The sequence below is a fragment of the Candidatus Neomarinimicrobiota bacterium genome (assembly GCA_018647265.1).
In the GTDB taxonomy this organism is placed as follows: Bacteria; Fidelibacterota; Marinisomatia; order Marinisomatales; family TCS55; genus TCS55.
The window spans coordinates 22157-41819 of the sequence record JABGTK010000006.1; the positions used below are offsets into that span (position 1 = coordinate 22157).

Annotated in this window: 20 protein-coding genes and 2 tRNA genes; 6 read left to right on the top strand and 16 right to left on the bottom strand. The window is 41.0% G+C overall.

Annotated features, from left to right (window positions below):
* Nucleotides 1-5 precede the first annotated feature (5 nt).
* The 13 genes from HN459_00855 to selD all read right to left on the bottom strand — a co-directional run bounded on the left by HN459_00855 (nt 6) and on the right by selD (nt 9048).
* Nucleotides 6-431 carry a dCMP deaminase family protein gene (locus HN459_00855; protein MBT3477992.1) on the bottom strand — a complete coding sequence of 142 codons (426 nt, stop codon included), beginning with the start codon at nt 429-431 and terminating at the stop codon, nt 6-8.
* 31 nt (nt 432-462) lie between these two features.
* The gene (locus HN459_00860; GenBank protein MBT3477993.1) at nt 463-711 is read right to left on the bottom strand and encodes a DUF2480 family protein; all 249 of its coding nucleotides are present in this window, start codon (nt 709-711) and stop codon (nt 463-465) included.
* The gene (locus HN459_00865; GenBank protein ID MBT3477994.1) at nt 712-975 is read right to left on the bottom strand and encodes a hypothetical protein; all 264 of its coding nucleotides are present in this window, start codon (nt 973-975) and stop codon (nt 712-714) included.
* A 51-nt stretch (nt 976-1026) separates the two neighbouring features.
* Nucleotides 1027-2232, bottom strand: coding sequence for a cysteine desulfurase (locus HN459_00870; GenBank protein MBT3477995.1), 1206 nt, complete (start codon nt 2230-2232; stop codon nt 1027-1029).
* A 2-nt stretch (nt 2233-2234) separates the two neighbouring features.
* The gene (gene sufT, locus HN459_00875) at nt 2235-2789 is read right to left on the bottom strand and encodes a putative Fe-S cluster assembly protein SufT (protein MBT3477996.1); all 555 of its coding nucleotides are present in this window, start codon (nt 2787-2789) and stop codon (nt 2235-2237) included.
* A gap of 2 nt (nt 2790-2791) precedes the next feature.
* A complete protein-coding gene (locus tag HN459_00880; GenBank protein MBT3477997.1) occupies nt 2792-3202 on the bottom strand; it encodes a SufE family protein in 411 nt (136 codons plus the stop codon).
* Nucleotides 3195-4469 (bottom strand): Fe-S cluster assembly protein SufD, encoded by a 1275-nt coding sequence (gene sufD / locus HN459_00885; protein ID MBT3477998.1) that lies wholly within the window; start codon nt 4467-4469, stop codon nt 3195-3197. Before sufD ends, HN459_00880 begins: the two co-directional genes overlap by 8 nt.
* Nucleotides 4466-5206 carry a Fe-S cluster assembly ATPase SufC gene (gene sufC, locus HN459_00890; protein MBT3477999.1) on the bottom strand — a complete coding sequence of 247 codons (741 nt, stop codon included), beginning with the start codon at nt 5204-5206 and terminating at the stop codon, nt 4466-4468. The genes sufD and sufC overlap by 4 nt, the downstream gene beginning before the upstream one ends.
* A gap of 61 nt (nt 5207-5267) precedes the next feature.
* Nucleotides 5268-6716: a Fe-S cluster assembly protein SufB gene (gene sufB, locus HN459_00895; protein MBT3478000.1), complete on the bottom strand. Its 1449-nt coding sequence runs from the start codon at nt 6714-6716 to the stop codon at nt 5268-5270.
* A 19-nt stretch (nt 6717-6735) separates the two neighbouring features.
* Nucleotides 6736-7098 carry an iron-sulfur cluster assembly accessory protein gene (locus HN459_00900; protein ID MBT3478001.1) on the bottom strand — a complete coding sequence of 121 codons (363 nt, stop codon included), beginning with the start codon at nt 7096-7098 and terminating at the stop codon, nt 6736-6738.
* A complete protein-coding gene (locus HN459_00905; protein ID MBT3478002.1) occupies nt 7098-7472 on the bottom strand; it encodes a DUF59 domain-containing protein in 375 nt (124 codons plus the stop codon). The genes HN459_00900 and HN459_00905 overlap by 1 nt, the downstream gene beginning before the upstream one ends.
* A complete protein-coding gene (locus HN459_00910; GenBank protein MBT3478003.1) occupies nt 7472-7870 on the bottom strand; it encodes an Rrf2 family transcriptional regulator in 399 nt (132 codons plus the stop codon). Before HN459_00910 ends, HN459_00905 begins: the two co-directional genes overlap by 1 nt.
* Before the next feature lie 128 nt (nt 7871-7998).
* Nucleotides 7999-9048 (bottom strand): selenide, water dikinase SelD, encoded by a 1050-nt coding sequence (gene selD, locus HN459_00915; GenBank protein ID MBT3478004.1) that lies wholly within the window; start codon nt 9046-9048, stop codon nt 7999-8001.
* 229 nt (nt 9049-9277) lie between these two features.
* Here selD and HN459_00920 point away from each other — a divergent pair, with 229 nt between their 5' ends.
* The 4 genes from HN459_00920 (at nt 9278) to HN459_00935 (ending at nt 15769) form a co-directional block, all read left to right on the top strand.
* Nucleotides 9278-11122: a 2-oxoacid:acceptor oxidoreductase subunit alpha gene (locus HN459_00920; GenBank protein MBT3478005.1), complete on the top strand. Its 1845-nt coding sequence runs from the start codon at nt 9278-9280 to the stop codon at nt 11120-11122.
* Between the two features lie 4 nt (nt 11123-11126).
* Nucleotides 11127-12143: a 2-oxoacid:ferredoxin oxidoreductase subunit beta gene (locus HN459_00925; GenBank protein ID MBT3478006.1), complete on the top strand. Its 1017-nt coding sequence runs from the start codon at nt 11127-11129 to the stop codon at nt 12141-12143.
* 8 nt (nt 12144-12151) lie between these two features.
* Nucleotides 12152-13552, top strand: coding sequence for a class II fumarate hydratase (gene fumC / locus HN459_00930; GenBank protein ID MBT3478007.1), 1401 nt, complete (start codon nt 12152-12154; stop codon nt 13550-13552).
* An 84-nt stretch (nt 13553-13636) separates the two neighbouring features.
* Nucleotides 13637-15769, top strand: a complete 2133-nt coding sequence (locus tag HN459_00935; protein ID MBT3478008.1) for a PBP1A family penicillin-binding protein — start codon at nt 13637-13639, stop codon at nt 15767-15769.
* Here the strand turns inward: HN459_00935 and HN459_00940 are convergent.
* From HN459_00940 to HN459_00950, 3 genes are read right to left on the bottom strand one after another with little or no spacing between them, the layout of a single operon-like run.
* Entirely contained in the window at nt 15766-16536 is a 771-nt protein-coding gene (locus HN459_00940; GenBank protein MBT3478009.1) for a hypothetical protein, read from the bottom strand. The two genes, HN459_00935 and HN459_00940, sit on opposite strands and share 4 nt — an antisense overlap.
* Before the next feature lie 15 nt (nt 16537-16551).
* Nucleotides 16552-17835 (bottom strand): thymidine phosphorylase, encoded by a 1284-nt coding sequence (locus HN459_00945; protein ID MBT3478010.1) that lies wholly within the window; start codon nt 17833-17835, stop codon nt 16552-16554.
* The gene (locus tag HN459_00950; protein MBT3478011.1) at nt 17832-19166 is read right to left on the bottom strand and encodes a YjgP/YjgQ family permease; all 1335 of its coding nucleotides are present in this window, start codon (nt 19164-19166) and stop codon (nt 17832-17834) included. The genes HN459_00945 and HN459_00950 overlap by 4 nt, the downstream gene beginning before the upstream one ends.
* Nucleotides 19167-19357: 191 nt before the next feature.
* Between HN459_00950 and HN459_00955 the strand changes: the two genes are divergently transcribed.
* Nucleotides 19358-19431: transfer RNA gene (locus tag HN459_00955), tRNA-His, on the top strand.
* 156 nt (nt 19432-19587) lie between these two features.
* Nucleotides 19588-19662: transfer RNA gene (locus HN459_00960), tRNA-Pro, on the top strand.
* Nucleotide 19663 lies beyond the last annotated feature (1 nt).

Genomic DNA, 19663 nt, shown 5'->3' on the forward strand with positions numbered 1-19663 from the left:
GCGGTTTATTTAGACAAATCGACTAAATCAATTCCCAATTCTTTGGCGTGTGCCATGATTCTTTCATCACGATAAAATTCACCAAAATATATTTTATTAATGCCAGCGTTGGCAATTAGTTTAAAGCAATCATAACAAGGTGAGGCTGTCACATATATCTCACTATCCTCTAACCGAACACCATGACGTGCCGATTGAACAATAGCATTCGCTTCTGCATGTATCGTCCGAACGCAATGGGTGTTTTCCATTTCATGTCCCGCTTCGTCACAATGAGCTAATCCACGAATGGAGCCATTATATCCTGTAGCTAAAATCGTTTTCCCCCTCGTAATAACTGCACCCACATGCTTCCGATCACAAGTGGATCGGGTGGCGACTTCTCGGGCGATATTCATGAAATACTGTTCCCAACTAACCCGTTCGCTCATTTTACTTAATCTCCAAAATTTTATACATTTTTCATTCGTTTCGGATAAATATTTTTACTGCAGACCTTAGTTCTCCGAAATAAATCCGTTCTACATATTGGGTCAATTGGGCCGTTAAAATTAAAAAGGCCCAAGTAGGGATTGGTACCTCTGAGCATCCCTTTATGAGAACTCTCTTATTTGTATATTGGGACCAATCTATTTCAGCTACTTTTTTACGAAAGACTTTCTCTCGGAGAATACCACCGTCCAAAAAATCATTGAGAAAAATGGTTTCCATTTAATCTTTAATTTGTTCAGTGGACATATACACCGGTTTTTTGTCACCCATAAAATGGTGGTAATCCAAAATACCGTAGCCTTCAGGATTTCGCGTAGGACAAGTGCTGCAGCTATTGGAACCATCTTCCCGATGACGGACAATATCTAACAATTTTTCATCCGTTTCAGCAGCGCCGGCAACAAGCGCTTCATCTGTCTCCACATACCATCGCATGGTGACGAGATATTTATACTTTTTGGCTTCATTTCCATTTTCACTCATTGTTAAACTCCTTTAAGAACTTTTAGTCAATGGGGTAAAAGTAAGCAAAAATCAGGTGAAAATAAGGGCCGTTTTTTCAATACTTTCAGCCAACTCTTCAATATCATTTTTTGTATTATATAAATAAAAACTTGCACGAGCAGTAGCCGTCACCCCCAGGTGATTCATTATGGGCTGTGAACAATGATGACCGGCACGTATGCAAATACCGTCTGTATCGAGAAATTTTGCTAAATCATGGGGATGAATATTTTTTACGTTAAAGGGAATGACTGCGCCTCGATCAGTCGAATTTCCGTAAAGAGTAATATCTTTATTCTGAGAGAGGAGCTGCAACCCATAGGTAAGCAATTCTTTTTCATGTTCATGGATGGTATCAACGCCGACCGATTGTAAGTAATCAATGGCCGCGCCCAACCCAATGACTTGGGCAATGTTGGGTGTTCCCGCTTCAAACTTCCAGGGTACATCGTTCCAAGTGGATTTTTCTATTGTGACCGTATTAATCATTTCGCCACCGCCCATGAATGGGTCCATTTCTTCGAGTAATTTTGTCCGACCAATTAGAACACCAACGCCGGTAGGCCCCACCATTTTATGTCCGGAAAAAGCGTAAAAATCACAATCTAACTTCGTGATATCCACATTCATGTGGGGGACGGCCTGGGCGCCATCAATGACCGTAATGGTGCCGATATTTTTGGCAGCATCTATAATTTGATCAATTGGGTTCACCGTACCAAAAACATTGGATTGATGACACACGCTAACCAATTTTGTATCGCTGGAAAAATAAGAATCCAATGATTCAAGATTGAGTAAGCTATCATCAGTTAGTGGGATATATTTTATGGAAGCACCCGTTTTTTCTGTGGCCAATTGCCATGGGACCAAATTACTGTGGTGTTCCATTTCTGAAACAAGAACTGAATCATGTTTACATAAGTTTTTCAACCCCCAGGCATAAGCGACGAGGTTTAGTGATTCAGTTGTACTCCGTGTGAATATAACTGAATGGGTGTCTGGCACATTCAAGAATTGTTTTATTTTTAGCCGAACACCTTCATACTCATCCGTGGCTTTTTCGCCAATAGTATATAAAGCACGATGAACATTGGCAGCATAGGAATTATAGTAAGATGTTAAGGCATCAATTACTATTTGTGGTTTTTGGGTCGTTGATGCAGAATCCAGATAGACAAATGGCTTTTCCGAATTAAAAATGGGAAAATCTTTCCGGATGGATTTTACATTCAGCATTAGAGCATACCCAATTGGAGTCGAGCTGATTCTGTGATCATACCCCGATCCCAAGGTGGATCCCAGACCAATTCGACTCGGACATCCGAAGTCCCAGGGACGCCGGCGATTTTTTGTTTAACTTCAGAAGCAATCATATCGCCCATGCCACATCCCGGTGCCGTTAAAGTCATTTTTATATCTACGAAAGAACCGCCTTCGTCTTCATCGGAAATATCACATGAATAAATTAATCCAAGGTCCACCACATTAACGGGAATTTCAGGATCATAACATGTTTTCATGGCATCCCACACTGCTTTTTCATTGGCGCGTCCATCTGTTTCAATCTCTTCTAACCAAGGTTGCACTTCAGGAATTTTCCCGATTGCATCTGCATCTTTGCCTTCAACCCGTACAAGGTTACCTCGAATCATGACGGTATAACTTCCCCCTAAGGCTTGGGTTATATGGCCTTCTTCCCCCTTTTTTAGAGTAATCTTATTGCCGAAAGGAATGAGGGTTGCTTCGCAATCTCTTGCGATAACGACTTGTTCATCAATATCTGCATACATATTTAATCCAGTAATTCTGTTTGAATTTTGTGAATAGCGCTGCTAAAACCATTGGTGCGCTGACTGCTTATGGCTCGTCCCAATCCAATTGATTCAAGGAATTGTCCACTATTAATTTCTAAAATATCTTTTTTGGAATGGCCATTAAAAACACGTTCAATAAGAGAAAGGAGTCCTTTAACAATCATGGCGTCCGAATCGGTGCGGAATGAAAAAACACCATTATTATGATCACAAACCACCCACGCTTGAGATGTACATCCGTGGATTCGATTGGATTCAATTCGCTCTTCTGGGGATAGACCATTGCTATCTTTGGCCAAATCCACTAAGTATACATATTTATCTCGTGGATCTGAAAAGATCGAAAAATCATTGAGGATCAAATCCAATGATTCCTTAACGCTAGCCATTAATGACAGTACCTTCCAGCCAATCAGTAATTTTTTCACTGATGTAAGTTTTTATATCTTCATTTTTAATCGGATTCAAAATTTCTTTTGCGAAACCGCCTATGATTAATTCAATTGCCTTTTGTTTACTAAGGCCACGGGATCGCATATAAAAAAGTGCTTCTTTGTCAATTTGACCGGTGGTGGATCCATGAGCACATTTTACATCTTCAGTATAAATTTCTAATTGTGGATTGGCATTCATGAGTGCCGATGGACTCAGCAATAAATTTTTGTTGGACTGATCTGCATCTGTTTGTTTTGTATTCTCTCGAACAATCACTTTTCCGTTAAAAACGCCCGATGATTTGTCTGCTAAAATATATTTAAAAAGCTGATGACTTTGGCAGGCATCATTTTGATGATCAACTACTACATGCTGATCGTGATGCTGTTGATTTTCCGTAAGACTCAAACCATTAATGGTTGCTTCTCCGCCGTTACCTTTGAAATGAAGTTTTATATCATGGCGGAATAATTTGCTTCCAGACGAAAAATGGGTGGTTTTCAATCGTGAATCGGAATTTAATATATATTGGGTGGTGGCTACATGGTCGGCGGATTTAGTCTCTTCCTGGATACGAATGTGGTTTAAATATCCATTTTTGCCGATTACTACTTGGCTCACAGGATTCACAAAATATGATTGGTCTGACAAACCGATATAATGTTCAATTATGGTCGCTTGAGAATTTTTACCGATATTGAAAATAAAGCGGGGGTGATTCATGAGTTGTTCAGACATATCCGTCATTAAATAGATAATTTGGATGGGCTTTTCAATAATCACATTCGGATCAATATTAATCGGTATGCCGGAATTCATCATGGCTGTATTCAGGGCTAAAAATGGATTTTCATTTTTATTCATTGAATAATGTTCTGGGTTTGAGTTGAAGTGATCTAGTCCAGTGGTAATAGTGATCTCTTTTGGAATATCCAAAAGTTGCGATTGGTAATGACCATTAATCATAAAAATGAGATGTGAGTCGGGAATTCGTCCCGGAATATTTTTAGGTAATTTTGGCAAATCATCAGCCCAAGAAAGGCGGTAGCCAGATTTTTTCATTGATGAAAAATCAGTAAATTGCCATTCTTCCCATCTTTTTGTCGGGAATCCCAATTCGTTAAATTGGTCAAATGCTTGGCGCCGAAGATTCCGAAGAGATTGATCTTCATGAGGCCAATAATCTAATAGGGCGGAAAACTGGTTTTGGAAATTGGTCATGATTCCAGCCAGGAATAGCCTTTTTCTTCTAATTCAATCGCCAGTGATTTATCGCCAGATTTTACAATTTTACCATCGATAAGAACGTGGATAAAATCTGGCTGCATGTATTCTAAAAGTCGCTGGTAATGGGTGATTGCTAAAAAGGCGCGATCACTATTTCGGAAATTATTTACCCCTTCAGCCACAATCTTTAACGCATCAATATCTAGTCCGGAATCGGTTTCGTCTAGAATGGACAATTGAGGTTCAAGTGTGAGCATTTGGAGAATTTCATTGCGTTTCTTTTCTCCTCCGGAGAATCCATCATTTACGGCACGCCTCAAGTACTTTTCATCCATGTCAACTAGTCTCAATTTTTCACGGATGAGGCGCATAAAGTCTGCCGCATTGATTTCTTTGATTCCGTTATGCTTCAGTTTTGCATTTAAAGCTGCTCTCAAAAAATATGTATTATTTACGCCAGGAATTACAACGGGGTATTGGAAGGACATAAATATGCCTGATAACGCGCGATCTTCCGGAGACAGTTCAAGCAAGTCAATTCCATTATAAGTAACGGAGCCGGCCATGACTTCATAGTTATCTCGCCCAGTAATAATATTGGCTAAAGTACTTTTCCCGGAACCGTTACGGCCCATGATGGCATGGAGTTCACCAGTGGCAACAGAGAGATTAATCCCTTTCAGGATTTCTTTTCCATCAACACCGGCGTGTAAGTTTTTGATTTCTAGCATGTTTCTATTTTTTTTAAACGTAATGAATTATTTGAGAAATTGGTGGTAATTGAATGAGATGTTACCCAACCGCCCCTTCTAAACTCACCTCCATGAGTTTTTGGGCTTCTACTGCGAACTCCATTGGAAGCTCATTGAATACTCTTTTACAGAATCCATTCACAATCATGGAAACCGCATCTTCTGTGGAAATGCCCCTTTGGTTGCAGTAAAATAACTGATCTTCTCCGATTCGGGATGTGGATGCTTCATGCTCCATTTGAGCCGAGGGATTTCTTACATCAATATATGGGAAGGTATGTGCGCCACATTCGTTGCCGATAAGAATGGAATCACACTGAGAATAATTCCGGGCATTTTCAGCACCTTTCATTATTTTGACACTACCGCGATAAGTATTTTGTCCTTTTCCTGCAGAAATACCTTTTGAAATAATAGTGCTTCGTGTGTTCTTCCCAAGGTGAATCATTTTTGTTCCAGTGTCCGCTTGCTGAAAATTATTGGAGAGGGCGACGGAATAAAATTCACCCACAGAATTATCACCTTTTAAGATACAACTTGGATATTTCCACGTGAGGGCAGATCCTGTCTCTACTTGTGTCCATGAAATTTTAGAATTGGCTTCAAGGCAGATGCCTCGTTTTGTGACAAAATTATAGATGCCACCTTTTCCTGTTTTCGGATCACCGGGATACCAATTTTGGACAGTAGAATATTTAATTTCTGCATCCTTATGGGCCACCAGTTCTACTACTGCAGCGTGGAGCTGGTTCTCATCCCGCATGGGGGCTGTACATCCTTCGAGGTAACTCACATGACTACCTTCTTCAGCTACAATTAATGTTCTTTCGAATTGTCCAGTATTGGCTGCATTGATACGAAAATAAGTAGACAGTTCCATTGGACATCGTACCCCTTTTGGGATAAATACAAAGCTGCCATCGCTGAAAACGGCAGAATTGAGTGCCGCAAAATAATTGTCTGTTGTTGGCACCACACTGCCCAGATATTTTTTTATAACATTGGGGTGGTTTTTGACTGCCTCAGAAAAAGAGCAAAAAATAACACCTGCTTTACCCAATTCTTCTTTAAAAGTTGTGGCGACAGATACGCTGTCAAAGACTGCATCCACGGCCACATTGGCCAGCATTTTTTGCTCTTCTAGTGGAATGCCTAATTTATTATATGTGTCCAGAAGTTTAGGATCAACCTCATCTAAACTTTTGAGTTTTTCTTTTGGTTTTGGGGCCGAGTAATAGGAAATGGCCTGAAAATCTATGTTTGAATAATTAAGTTTGGACCAATCCGGTTCGTCCATTTTTAGCCATTGTTTGTAAGCTTTAAGACGCCATTCTAGCATCCATTCCGGCTCATCTTTCTTAGAAGAAATAAGACGAATTACATCTTCATTTAAGCCGGGCGGTATGGTCTCCTGCTCAATATCGGTTGTAAAACCGTATTCGTATTCTTGACCAATAGCCTGGTCAAGAATCTGTTGGTTTTTGGACATAAAGGCTAAACCTTAATCACTATGCCGAGAAGCTGGTTCCGCAACCGCAAGTGCGTTCTGCATTCGGATTAACAATCTTAAATCCACCATTTAATATATCGCTGGAAAAATCAACTGAGATTCCCTTTAAATATAGATAGCTTTTTAAATCGCAGAAAATCTTCAGTCCTTGGCTTTCAAAGACCTTATCAAATTCTTCCTGTTCTTTTTCAAAGGACATATCATAATTCATCCCCGAGCATCCGCCGGTAGTAACTTTCATCCTAAGGCCGAAACCTTTTTTTCCTTCAGTTTCCATTACGGCTGATAGATGTTTGGCTGCTTTTTCAGTTACAGTAATTCCGGCGTCAAAAATTTCTTGTGTATTGGGTTGTGTTGCCATTATTCCCACTCCATATTAATTTTTTGTTCAGTTCGTTCTTTTGGTGCTGATAATCCCAACCCCAATTTTTCCCGTGCTTCATCTGTAATCATTTCAGGATTCCAAGGCGGGTCGAAGGTTACTTCCACAAATGCTTGGGTCACTTCATCCAACGCTTCCAATTTATTCTTGATATCCAACGACATCTGTTGACCCATAGTACACCCCGGTGTGGTCAGGGACATGACAATATTTACGTCAGATCGTATTTCATCATAAGATTCCTGGATTTGGATTTTATAGATCAACCCCAAATTCCATAAATCTACTGGCAGTTCTGGATCGTAACATTGCTTTAAAATTTCAATCACTTGATCTTCTTTTACTTGTGCCATTACTGGGTTACCTCCCGTACACTCATTTGCGAAAACATATTTCGCATATTATCATTAATGCGTTGGATTGGTACACGGATATTGCACGTGCCCAATTGAATACAATCAGATTCGAAAAAACAATCCATCATACCTAATGGACCTTCAAGGTTCTCGAAAAAATCTTTTAAAGAAATATGATCAAGATTGGCAAGGATGCGATATCCGCCAGCTGGACCTTGCACCGCTTCAACGATACCATCTTTTGCCATTTGTTGCAATGTTTTGGCTAACAATTGCTGGGGGATACCATATTGGGTTGCAATCTCCTTGGCGCTGGTCAATCCGTCATTATTTTCGGATTGCATGTGGCGTAAGGCGATTAAGGCATATTCGACTTTGCGTGTAATCTTTAGCATTGTGTTTTCTCTAGCTTGGGAATTTACCTTTTTCTAAAAATGCACTACAAGAATTAAATACGACTTTTTTTATCGCATTTAAAAAAAATAACAAATAAATAGTCTTAGTGAATACCGATTGGTGTTCGCTACAGCACAATTATTTCAGATTTTTGTTTAGAGGTGAAAAAACCAATTTGTTGTGCGGCAAGGCCGGTAAGCTCGGTGCATTTTTTGGCATAATCTTCAGCTTGGGATTGGGGCAGAGCCACCAGCAATCCGCCGGATGTTTGTGCATCAGATGCCATTAACTTTTGAGTTTCACTAAGTGAATTAGAAAATGAAACAAATTTGGAGATATATTCAAAATTCCGTTTTGTACCGCCGGGAATAACACCATCATTTGCTAATACATCAACGCCATCCAAAAAGGGGAGTGATTTAAATTGTATTTTTGCTGAAACATTACTGGCTTTACACATTTCTGATAAATGACCCAAAAGGCCAAATCCTGTTACATCCGTGGCTGCATGGGCGTCAAAATCATTCATTAATTTGGAAGCAGTTGCATTAAGCATGGCCATACAATCTACCGCACTTTTAATCATTTCATCTGGAGCCAACTCCTGTTTAATGGCAGTAGATACTATGCCTGTCCCCAGTGGCTTCGTCAGGATAATCGCATCGTCATCACGAGCACTTGAATTCCGGATAAGTTTATTCTCATTCACATCTCCTGTGACCACTAATCCGTACTTCGGTTCTTTATCATCAATAGAATGACCACCCACAATTGGGATGCCGGCCTCCTTAGCTTTATCTGAACCACCATGAAGAATTTCTTTTAACACATCTTTTGATAATTCTTTGATTGGAAACCCAACAATATTTAGCGCGAATCGTGGTGTTGCTCCCATGGCATAAATATCTGATAGTGAATTTGCCGCGGCAATTTGACCAAATTGGTAAGGATCATCTACAATGGGTGTGAAAAAATCTACAGTCTGGACGACCAGTTTGCCTTCGTCAAGGCGCACCACGGCAGCATCGTCAGAACCATTGAATCCAACAATCACTCTTTCTTGATGTACTATTTCGAGATCACCCAGTACCTGGGCTAGGTCCTCCGGACCAATCTTGCAGGCTCAGCCTGCGCCGTGTGAGTAATGGGTCAGTTTAATTTGATTGCGTTTTGACATGGGAATAATTTAAAGAGATAAAATGAGGATTCTAAAGTGCTTCTATTTTTAAATGAATTCTATTCACAATTTATTGTTTTCAGTTAATACAGGTCTGTAAATTCCGCACTGGTAAAAAGCCAATGAACATGTTTTTAATTGATTTAAACGCAATAAAACAATCCAACCTAACGGAATAATATTTTATTCAATCATTCATATATTTCACACAATTTATTAAGGAAAATTCATGAGTAAAACCACACAACAGGTAGATGAAGTTGTTATTCGCTTCGCCGGTGATTCAGGCGACGGCATGCAGCTTACGGGTGGCCGATTTACGGAAACCACTGCCATTGTGGGCAATGACTTAAGTACTCTGCCCGATTTCCCAGCAGAAATTCGCGCACCTGCCGGATCACTTGCAGGTGTTAGTGCATTCCAAATCAAATTTAGTTCTAAGGATATTCATACACCTGGAGATGAACCGGATGTTTTGGTCGCTATGAATCCAGCAGCATTAAAAGTACACCAAAAAGAATTACCTCCCGGCAGCACAATTATTTGTAATGCTAATGCCTTTTCGCCAAAAAATTTGAAGTTGGCCGGTTACGAAACCAATCCACTAGAAGATGGTACTCTAGACGATTACTATACACTTTATTCTATTGAAATGGGAAAAATTGTCGCTCTTGCCTGCGAAGATATGGAACTTCCGTCTAAAACTGTAGATCGAACAAAAAACTTTTTTGCCCTCGGACTCTTATTTTGGATTTATGATCGCCCCACTCAGTCAACCAAAGATTGGTTAAATGTCAAATTTGGAAAGCGACCTGAATTGGTTGAAGCCAATATCCGTGCTTTAGATGCGGGTTATAATTATGGGGAAACAACTGAAATCTTCACCACGAGATATACAGTTGATAAAGCGAGTTTACCCGCAGGTACTTACCGAAATGTGGTAGGGAATTATGCCCTTTCTTTAGGATTGGCGGCTGCGGCTGAAAAATCAAAATTGGAATTGTTTTATGGCGGCTATCCCATTACACCAGCTAGTGACATTCTTCATACTCTTGCTGCCTGGAAGCATTTAGGTATAAAGACCTTTCAAGCTGAGGATGAAATTGCAGGGATTGGATCTGTAATTGGTGCAGCTTTTGCAGGAAATTTGGGAATTACGGCAACATCAGGTCCTGGGGTTGCTTTAAAAGCTGAAGCTTTAGGTTTAGCAATCATTGCTGAATTGCCATTGGTAATTATTAATGTTCAACGCGGTGGCCCGAGTACCGGGTTGCCAACAAAAACAGAACAATCCGATTTACTTCAGGCCATGTATGGCAGAAATGGTGAAGCGCCCATGCCGGTAATAGCATCAGCTACACCTGGGGATTGTTTTTATGCAGCATATGAAGCATGTCGCATTGCAGTGAAATACATGACACCAGTCATGTTGTTGACTGATGGTTATTTGGCGAATGGTTCTGAACCTTGGCAAGTACCCCAATTGGATGAACTAAAAGATTTTGATGTATCCTTTGCAGATGAATCAAATTTAACCGACGGCGAATTCATGGCCTACACGCGTGATAAGAAAACACTGGCGCGTCCTTGGGCTATCCCGGGGACAGAAGGACTTGAACATCGGATCGGTGGTATTGAAAAGGAAGATTTAACCGGAAATGTAAGTTACGATCCTGATAACCATCATTATATGGTAGAGACACGGGCTAAAAAAGTAGATACAGTTGCACAAGATTTTGGTCCGACAGAAATCTTTGGTGATGCCCATGGTGACCTTTTAATCCTCAGTTGGGGCGGGACAAAGGGCTCCTGTCGCTCTGCTGCAGAAGCTCTGCAGGCTGATGGACAAAAAGTAAGCCATGTCCACCTTCGATGGGTTCATCCTTTTCCGAATGATTTGGGTGAAATCCTGATCAAATTCAAAAACGTTCTCATGCCTGAGATTAACTATGGTCAATTGATAAAAATGGTTCGTGCTGAATTCCTGATTGATGCGAAAGGGTTAAATCAAGTTCGTGGCAAACCAATCAGTTCTTCAGATATTCAACAAGCAGCAAAAGATTTAATAGGATAAAATTATGTCAGAAACATTAGCAAAAACATATACGCGGGCAGATTTTTCTTCTGATCAATCCGTTCGTTGGTGCCCAGGTTGCGGTGACTATGCCATCTTGGCCCAAACACAAAAAGTATTCCCTGATCTTGGAGTGAAAAAAGAGAATTTCGTATTTATTTCCGGTATCGGCTGCTCCAGTCGTTTTCCATATTATATGGATACTTTTGGGTTCCATACTATTCATGGTCGTGCACCGGCCATAGCATCGGGAGTAAAATTATCCAACCCTGATCTTTCCGTTTGGGTGGTAACCGGTGACGGTGATGCACTTTCAATTGGTGGTAATCATACCATCCATCTCTTGCGCAGGAATTTGGATATTAATGTAATGTTGTTTAACAACCGGATTTATGGATTGACGAAAGGGCAATATTCACCTACTTCTGAAGTGGGTAAAGTGACGAAATCAACACCCATGGGTTCATTGGATAGTCCTTTCAATCCACTGAATTTAGCCATGGGGGCAGGGTCAACTTTTGTTGCTAGAACCATAGATAAAGAAACCAAGCATATGCAAGAAATGATTAAGCGTTCCTACGGGCATAAAGGAACATCTTTCTTGGAAATTTATCAAAACTGCAACATTTTCAATGATGGTGCTTATGCGCCATTAACCGATAAGTTAACGAAATCCGATAAAGTGATACGCCTTGAGAATGGGCAACCCATGACCTTTGGCGCTGAAAAGACTAAAGGCATTCGCCTGGATGGGAATACTCCCATCATTGTGGAAATTGGTGATAAGTGGAGTTTGGATGATGTATTGGTTCATGATGAGTCGGATTATGTGATAGCATCCCTGCTGTCAAACTTGACCTACCAAAGTGATTTTCCTGATCCCATCGGTGTGATTTATGCAATTGATTCTCCCACTTATAACAATATGTTGGTAGAACAGATTAATTCCGCGATAGAGAAAAAGGGAGTAGAATCAGTTCAGGATATTTTGAATGCAGGCGACACTTGGGTGGTTGAATAAAAAGAAAAATGGGTTTCCGAAAAGAAAAAGACAGCATGGGGGAACTTGAAGTTCCCGAAGATCGATATTACGGTGCCCAAACACAACGGTCTCTAAATAATTTTAAAATTGGTGGCGAACGGTTTCAACGTGAATTGATTCGTGCCTATGGTATCTTGAAAAAAGCTGCCGCAACTGTTAATGAATCTGCTGGGAAACTTGAAAAGAATCTTGCGGAAAATATTCGCAGTGCAGCTGATGAAGTAATCTCCGGAAAACTTGATGATCATTTTCCTTTAGTGGTTTGGCAAACTGGTTCCGGTACCCAATCCAACATGAACTTTAATGAGGTAATTGCCAATCGTGCCATAGAAATGATGGGCGGAGAATTGGGAAGTAAGGATCCTATACATCCAAACGATCATGTAAACATGGGCCAATCCACAAATGATACTTTCCCCACAGCTATTAACATCGCGGCGGTGGAAGCATCAGTTAATCAACTCCTTCCCGAATTAAAAAATCTTTGTGATAGTCTTCAGAATAAGGCCCATGAGTTTGATTCAATCATCAAGCTGGGGCGCACCCATTTGCAGGATGCAACACCCTTAAGTTTGGGACAGGAATTCTCCGGCTATGCTTCTGCCTTAAATCATGGAATTACGCGGATTGAAAAGGCTCTCGATTATTGTTATGAATTGGCCATGGGTGGTACAGCCGTAGGGACAGGTATCAATTCTTTTGAAGGATTTGGTGAACAAGTTGCAAATGAAATATCAAAACTGACTCGACTGCCATTCAAAACGGCTGAAAATAAATTTGAAGCTTTAGGAGGTCAGGATTGTATTGTTGAATTGTCCGGTGCTTTAAAAACAGTGGCTGGGTCATTATTCAAAATTGCCAATGATGTTAGATGGTTGGCCAGCGGTCCACGTTCAGGCTTTGGTGAAATACTTATTCCTGCCAATGAGCCCGGTTCATCCATCATGCCAGGAAAGGTTAACCCTACTCAATGTGAAGCCATGACAATGGTATGCACTCAGGTTATGGGTAATGATACTACAATTACAATTGCAGGCGCTAGTGGAAATTTTGAATTAAATGTTTACCGACCTGTGATCGCCTATAATATTCTTCAATCCATTCGATTATTGACTGATGCTTGTGATTCTTTCCGCGTCCATTGCGTTGACGGCATTGAAGCAAACAAAGAAAGAATCCATTCGAATTTATATAATTCACTTATGTTGGTTACAGCACTAAATCCTCATATCGGTTATGATAAAGCAGCAGAAGTAGCCAAAAAAGCCTACAAGGATGATACCTCCTTGCGAGATGCAATTGTAGCATTAGGATATCTAAGTGGAGAAGATTTCGATCGACTGGTTCAGCCGGAACAAATGATTCGCCCGGCAAAATTAAAATCCTGATTGGTTGGAACCGATTCGGTTCCCCCGAGTTAATTTTAATAAATTCACGCCTGTTCTACTTCAGGCATTGACTTAAATTTCACAATGGCATTCAAACTTTCCATTCCACAATTGGTAAAATATTTAAAACCAGCAGCAATTCTTGCTGTTACGGGAATGGTGGTAATCTTTGCCTATATTTTTTATTTAGCCCAGGATCTTCCTTCTCTCAGTCAATTGGAAAATTATGATCCGGATTTGGTAACGCGGATTTATTCCGCTGATGGTGAAATTCTCGATGAACTCTATCTTGAAAAACGTATTTTTATCAGCATTAATGATTTACCCAACAATTTGAAAAATGCTCTGATTGCTTCTGAGGATCGCCGTTTTTATGATCATTGGGGAATTTCTATGCGTGACTTTTTTCGCGCAATCGTAATTAATATAATAAGTTTGAGTTATGAGCAAGGATTCAGTTCTCTCACCCAACAGGTGGCCCGGACGCTTTATGATTCAATCGGGTTCAAGAAAACCATCACCCGAAAAATTAAAGAAATTATTACGGCAATCCAAATTGAGCGGACTTACACCAAAGATGAGATTCTAGAAATGTATCTCAATAATGTTCATTTTGGCCACGGCACCTATGGTGTTCAAGCGGCGTCAAAACGGTATTTTGGGAAAAGTGCTTCAACATTAACATTGGGTGAGTCAGCTATGTTGGTGGGTATCCTCCCGGCGCCGGCGCGGTTTTCCCCCGTGCGCCATACAGAAAGAGCCCATTATAAACGGAATGTAGTTCTTCGCGTTATGCGCGACCAGCAATTCATCACTAGAGATATATATTCTGAAGCACGGGCGATTGAATCTGAATATGTAATTGAAACCCAAGCTAAGGGGAAAGCACCTTATTTTACGGAACATATTCGTCGATTCATGGAAAAAGAGGATGACCGTCTTGGGGTGAATATTTATCGTGACGGCCTAAAAATTTATACCACATTGGATACCCGTCTTCAGGAGATTGCAGAAGAATCTCTCATGAAATCCATCAAGCGGAATCAAGATAAATTGAATAAACGCCTCTTCAGCGATGATGAAGAATTTTCCCAATTGGCATACCTTGGAATTTATCCTGAGGATTCAGTCAAAATGATGATGCGGGGCGATACATTACTTTATGAAGATTTAAGAAATAAGTTGCTCGTTCAAGGTGCCTTTATTGCATTAGATCCCACTTCCGGAGCGATACTGGCAATGGTTGGAGGGCGTCCCGATTACCATGATCAATATAACCGTGCCGTCCAGGCCAAGCGTCAGCCAGGATCGGTTTTTAAACCATTCGTATATACCACCGCCATAGATAATGGATATCCTGTCACGAAGCAATTATTAAATCAGCCACTTGTTCTTCGTGTACGGAATGCGGAGGGAGAATGGGAAAAATGGATGCCCCGCAATTACGACGGCACCACGAGTGGATTAACTTCTTTGCGAGAGGGGATTCGAAAGTCTGTTAATTTGGTGGCTGTTCGGGTTGTAAAAGAATTGGTGCCTGCGACAGAAGTGAAGGCCACTGCTGAGCGCATGGGAATTACAACAAACATCCGTGCCGTGGATGCCATTGCCCTAGGCACATCCGAAGTATTTTTATTAGATGTGGTGAATGCTTATTCTGCTTTCACCAATAAGGGTGTACTTAATCAACCATTTGCCATTACTCGTGTTGAAGATCGTTATGGGAATGTGATTGTAGAATACCGCCCCATCCGGGAAGAGGTATTGCGGGAAGAGTCTGCCTATATTATGGCCAACATGCTCCAGACTGTCATGGATGCAGGGACGGGCGGTAGTGCCCGTTGGCGTCATAATTTTTATCATCCTGCCGGGGGTAAAACGGGCACAACCCAAAACTGGACAGACGCCTGGTTTGTGGGATTCTCATCACAAATAGCAGCGGGAGTATGGATGGGTGTGGACGATCCTCGCGTTAGTTTGGGTGAGGGCCAAGATGGCTCTCGTGCCGCCTTGCCAGCTTGGGCGCGATTCATGACAGCAGCCCACGATACCCTTGGTTTAAAGCGGGTTGGTTTTGATCGTCCCGATGGGGTGGTAGATGTTGAAATCTGTGCCACCACCAAAGATAAGCCAACCAATTTATGTCCCTTGGAAACTGAAATATTTATAAAGGGAACGGAGCCTTCGCGATTATGTAAGGTCCACCGACGAAATTAAGCAGCGTCTAAAATCTCCTGTGCTTCCCGGCGGACGAGATAGGCCGGATCCAGTTTCCGATCTTCATCTAGACCCATGACCCGTTTAATTTTTGCCATAATTTCATTTTTTTGAATTTCATTGGCAAATCCATAACGAATCAATTTGCCCAAGTTGCGGATTGCTTTCGATCGAATCACATCATTCCCATGAGAAAGTTTACTCACCAATGCGTTGAACATGGCTTCGCGCAATTCCAGGCTTACATCTTCGGGGTTCATATTTTCGCAAATTTTCCCTAATGCTCTAACGGCAGTATCTTCACATTCCTTTTGGGGACTATTCACCTTTTCCAGTACCGGTTGAAGTGCTGCCACAATTTTTGGTGATTTAATTTTCCCCAACGCGTAAAGGGCAAAGGCAATTTCTGGTGAGCCACCCTTTGATGATAGTATTTTCAATAGCGGTGCGATTGCTTCCTCATTCATGAGTCCACAGGCGCGACCGAAATTCAATTCGGCTTTTATATCGGAATCGGTAACTTTTTCAAAAACAAGGGGAATGGCAGCTGCACCCATTTTGGCTACGGTATCCAATGCTTTCTCGATGGCGGTTCTTAAGTCAGGGCGGTCAAATGCATCAATGTAAAAAAGAGATGTAACTGCATCAAACATGATGGGAAGATTATCGTTGGATGTGCCTCGCGTTACGGCGGCATCAATTTCTTCGAGACCTTCCATTATAATTGACGAATTGGCTGAGGACAGCTTTTTGAAGGACTTGTCCATGGGAAACCTCCTATGCTAAGGGCTAAAAAATAACGTGTGGCTATCTTTTTTCGGTCCAATGATGACCGAATCTCGCAGATAATTTACTCCAGAATTCAATTTATTTTCATTAGAATTGAAACAACGATATATTGGTTCGCCGGCATGAATTTCATCGCCAATTTTTGCCATGAATTCAACGCCTGCGGTTGGGTCTAAAATGTCATCTTTATTACGTCGTCCGCATCCTAGTTCAACACCAGCCCATCCGATTTTAAGTGTATCCATGGATGTGACAAACCCTGAAGTCTCAGCCTTGACAATTATTTCAAATTTCGGTGGATTTAATTTGCTATCAAATAAATTGCCCCCTTGTGCTAAAACCATTTCCTCAAACTTTTGGTATGCTTTTCCAGTTTGGATTAGGTTTTCTTGGATGGAAATGGCGGCCGTTTCCCACCGCGTTATTCCTGCTTGAACGAGAAGTTTACAACCTAATTCATACACCACATCCATAAGGTCTTTTGAACCATCTCCTTTTAATGCATTAATAGATTCCTGAATCTCGCACCACATTCCCGCCGTTCTTCCCAATGGTTGATTCATACTGGAATAGATTACATCCGTTTTTACACCAAATGCTTCACCCACTTTTTGGAGTGTATTTCCCAATGATGACGCTTGATTTATATTTTTCATAAAGGCACCGTTTCCGGTTTTAATATCCAAAACCAAGCCTTGAATTCCTTCAGCAATTTTTTTACTCATGATTGATCCACATATTAATGGAATAGAATCAATGGTATTGGTTACATCTCGCAAGGCATACATCTTGCGATCGGCAGGACAGATATTTTCAGTTTGGCTCATCATGCAAAGGCCATGCGTTTCCACAATTTTTTTAAATGTATTAATAGAAAGATTTGATTGAAAGCCGGGAATAGTTTCAAGTTTATCAATTGTTCCACCCGTATGGCCGAGACTTCGCCCTGCTAACATGGGGATGGCCAACCCCGCCGCCGCCATAATGGGCGCCAAGATTATGGAAACTTTATCCCCAACACCGCCGGTGGAATGTTTATCAGCAATATAGGAATCCATGCCAGAAAATTGAATTTGTTCTCCGGAATTCAGCATAACTTCGGTAAACGCAACAATTTCTTCAAGGGTCATTCCTTTCGCATGAACTGCCTTGAGGAAAGGTGTCATTTTATCATCATTGATTTGACCGTTTACATAGGCGTTAATGAAAGTTTCAAGGTCATCTCCGGGGATGGCTTCACCTCTTGATTTAAGCTCAACTAGTTTTTGAGGATTCATTTTTTTTTCTTCATAAATCGTTTGAATATATTGAGATTAATTTTAAAGGGTGGTTGTTCCCGAACAGTATGGAGGAGGAGGTAGGTGGCAATGACAAATAAAATAGCATTGGGTGACCAAATGCCAACAACGGGGGAAAGAATATTTCTATCGGCTAAATCTTCACCACCAATCATAAATATGTAGTATACCAGAAAAAAGCCAAATGAAAGGCTGGTGGCAATGGTGAATCCGCCTTTACGAAATAACACGCCCAGGGAGGCGCCTGTCATGATGAAAAGAATACAGGCCACGGGTAAAGAGATTTTTTTATGGAGTTCCACTTCATACTTATTGTTAGACTTGCCATAACTGCGAAGGAGATTGTACTCATTTCGAAGTTGCCGTTGGGCGATGTTAATATCTTTTTCCTTACGGTATATTTCATCGGCACTGTTTGATTGGTCGCTTGAATAAGATTCTTGATACGTCGTTAATAAAGCAGTTGCCGATTCATAATTTGGTGGAACAATGCTATCCATTTCCGTTCGTAAAAATGCCCGTCCCACGCGGCCTTTTACAATGGCAATCCTATTGTCAATATCCTCAAGTTTACTCAAAATCATTTGGATGGTCATTTCCCGATCGGAGCGGCTGGTGGTATCGCGTCTGTTTAAAAACAAGTCATCGGCAGGAATAATAATTTTGTGTTTTTCAAATTCTATCCGACGATAATTACCATAATCTTTTAGATCCAGTTCATGGATTTCGCCATTGAAAAGATCCAAGACGATTGCATCATCAATGGTTGAAAGTTTGCCCGTTTTGGAATGAATACTGGTTTGTGTTTCTCCAATGCCTTTACTGAAAATCCGAACATCCTTTAGTGTGTCATTTTCCTTATCTCGGATTATTATACTGTAATCGGGTAAATCGTCCATAAAATATCCCGGTTCAATATTGAGGTCCGGCCGTTTGCGATAAATATCCCCGGAAAGCATACGTGCTTTGAAATTCATCTCCGGCATAATGAATGAATTAAAAAGGATGAGCACCGTTGCAATGGCAAAACCCAAAATGAGGGCAGGGCGGACAATCGTAATAAAACTAATACCTGATGCTCGCATGGCGGTGATTTCATTATCTTCTGAAAATTGCCCGAAAGCCATAAGTGCCGCTACCAAAACAGCCATGGGAACGGCCAAGGCAGTAATCCATCCTAGGTTGAGGAAGAGATATTCAAAAATGGTACCCAAGTCTAGGCCTTTCCCCAGGAAACGGTCAATGGCTCTGAGAAGGAATTGGGTGAACAGAACAAATACAATAATCATTAACGAAAAGATAAAGGGCATGAATAGTTGCTTGAGGATGTATCTTGTAAGAAGGCGCATGTGAAAAATTACAATAGTTCTATCCTAAAATTATCATACCATGTTGAATGAAAAATGATTAACCAAGTTCCTGTAAAAAACTTTTCTTTAAGTGCCATTAATAACATTAATTTCCCCGGCTTCAATTGAAGTGATTCGATTGAATATGAATGGTGGGTGTAGCTCAGCTGGTTAGAGCACCTGGTTGTGGCCCAGGAGGCCGTGGGTTCAAGTCCCATCACTCACCCAAAGGATGAGTTAGTGGGTTCCCTGTCCGCCGTAGTGAAACGTAGGCGGGAAGTCCCATCACTCACCCAAGAAAAGATTTAAAGTAAAAAGATAAAAAATAAAAGGAATTCGCTAACTAGCGAATGAAAAAATCCTTTAATTTTGTTTGAACATTCGGGGTGTAGCGTAGCCCGGTTATCGCGCCTGCTTTGGGAGCAGGAGGTCGGAGGTTCGAATCCTCTCACCCCGAC

Bases quoted from the DNA above. Each gene is read 5' to 3' on its own strand.
- HN459_00855 (MBT3477992.1), bottom strand. From the start codon at position 431: ATGAGCGAACGGGTTAGTTGGGAACAGTATTTCATGAATATCGCCCGA.
- HN459_00860 (MBT3477993.1), bottom strand. From the start codon at position 711: ATGGAAACCATTTTTCTCAATGATTTTTTGGACGGTGGTATTCTCCGA.
- HN459_00865 (MBT3477994.1), bottom strand. From the start codon at position 975: ATGAGTGAAAATGGAAATGAAGCCAAAAAGTATAAATATCTCGTCACC.
- sufT (MBT3477996.1), bottom strand. From the start codon at position 2,789: ATGTATGCAGATATTGATGAACAAGTCGTTATCGCAAGAGATTGCGAA.
- HN459_00880 (MBT3477997.1), bottom strand. From the start codon at position 3,202: ATGGCTAGCGTTAAGGAATCATTGGATTTGATCCTCAATGATTTTTCG.
- sufD (MBT3477998.1), bottom strand. From the start codon at position 4,469: ATGACCAATTTCCAAAACCAGTTTTCCGCCCTATTAGATTATTGGCCT.
- sufC (MBT3477999.1), bottom strand. From the start codon at position 5,206: ATGCTAGAAATCAAAAACTTACACGCCGGTGTTGATGGAAAAGAAATC.
- sufB (MBT3478000.1), bottom strand. From the start codon at position 6,716: ATGTCCAAAAACCAACAGATTCTTGACCAGGCTATTGGTCAAGAATAC.
- HN459_00900 (MBT3478001.1), bottom strand. From the start codon at position 7,098: ATGGCAACACAACCCAATACACAAGAAATTTTTGACGCCGGAATTACT.
- HN459_00905 (MBT3478002.1), bottom strand. From the start codon at position 7,472: ATGGCACAAGTAAAAGAAGATCAAGTGATTGAAATTTTAAAGCAATGT.
- HN459_00910 (MBT3478003.1), bottom strand. From the start codon at position 7,870: ATGCTAAAGATTACACGCAAAGTCGAATATGCCTTAATCGCCTTACGC.
- HN459_00920 (MBT3478005.1), top strand. From the start codon at position 9,278: ATGAGTAAAACCACACAACAGGTAGATGAAGTTGTTATTCGCTTCGCC.
- HN459_00925 (MBT3478006.1), top strand. From the start codon at position 11,127: ATGTCAGAAACATTAGCAAAAACATATACGCGGGCAGATTTTTCTTCT.
- fumC (MBT3478007.1), top strand. From the start codon at position 12,152: ATGGGTTTCCGAAAAGAAAAAGACAGCATGGGGGAACTTGAAGTTCCC.
- HN459_00935 (MBT3478008.1), top strand. From the start codon at position 13,637: ATGGCATTCAAACTTTCCATTCCACAATTGGTAAAATATTTAAAACCA.
- HN459_00940 (MBT3478009.1), bottom strand. From the start codon at position 16,536: ATGGACAAGTCCTTCAAAAAGCTGTCCTCAGCCAATTCGTCAATTATA.
- HN459_00945 (MBT3478010.1), bottom strand. From the start codon at position 17,835: ATGAATCCTCAAAAACTAGTTGAGCTTAAATCAAGAGGTGAAGCCATC.
- HN459_00950 (MBT3478011.1), bottom strand. From the start codon at position 19,166: ATGCCCTTTATCTTTTCGTTAATGATTATTGTATTTGTTCTGTTCACC.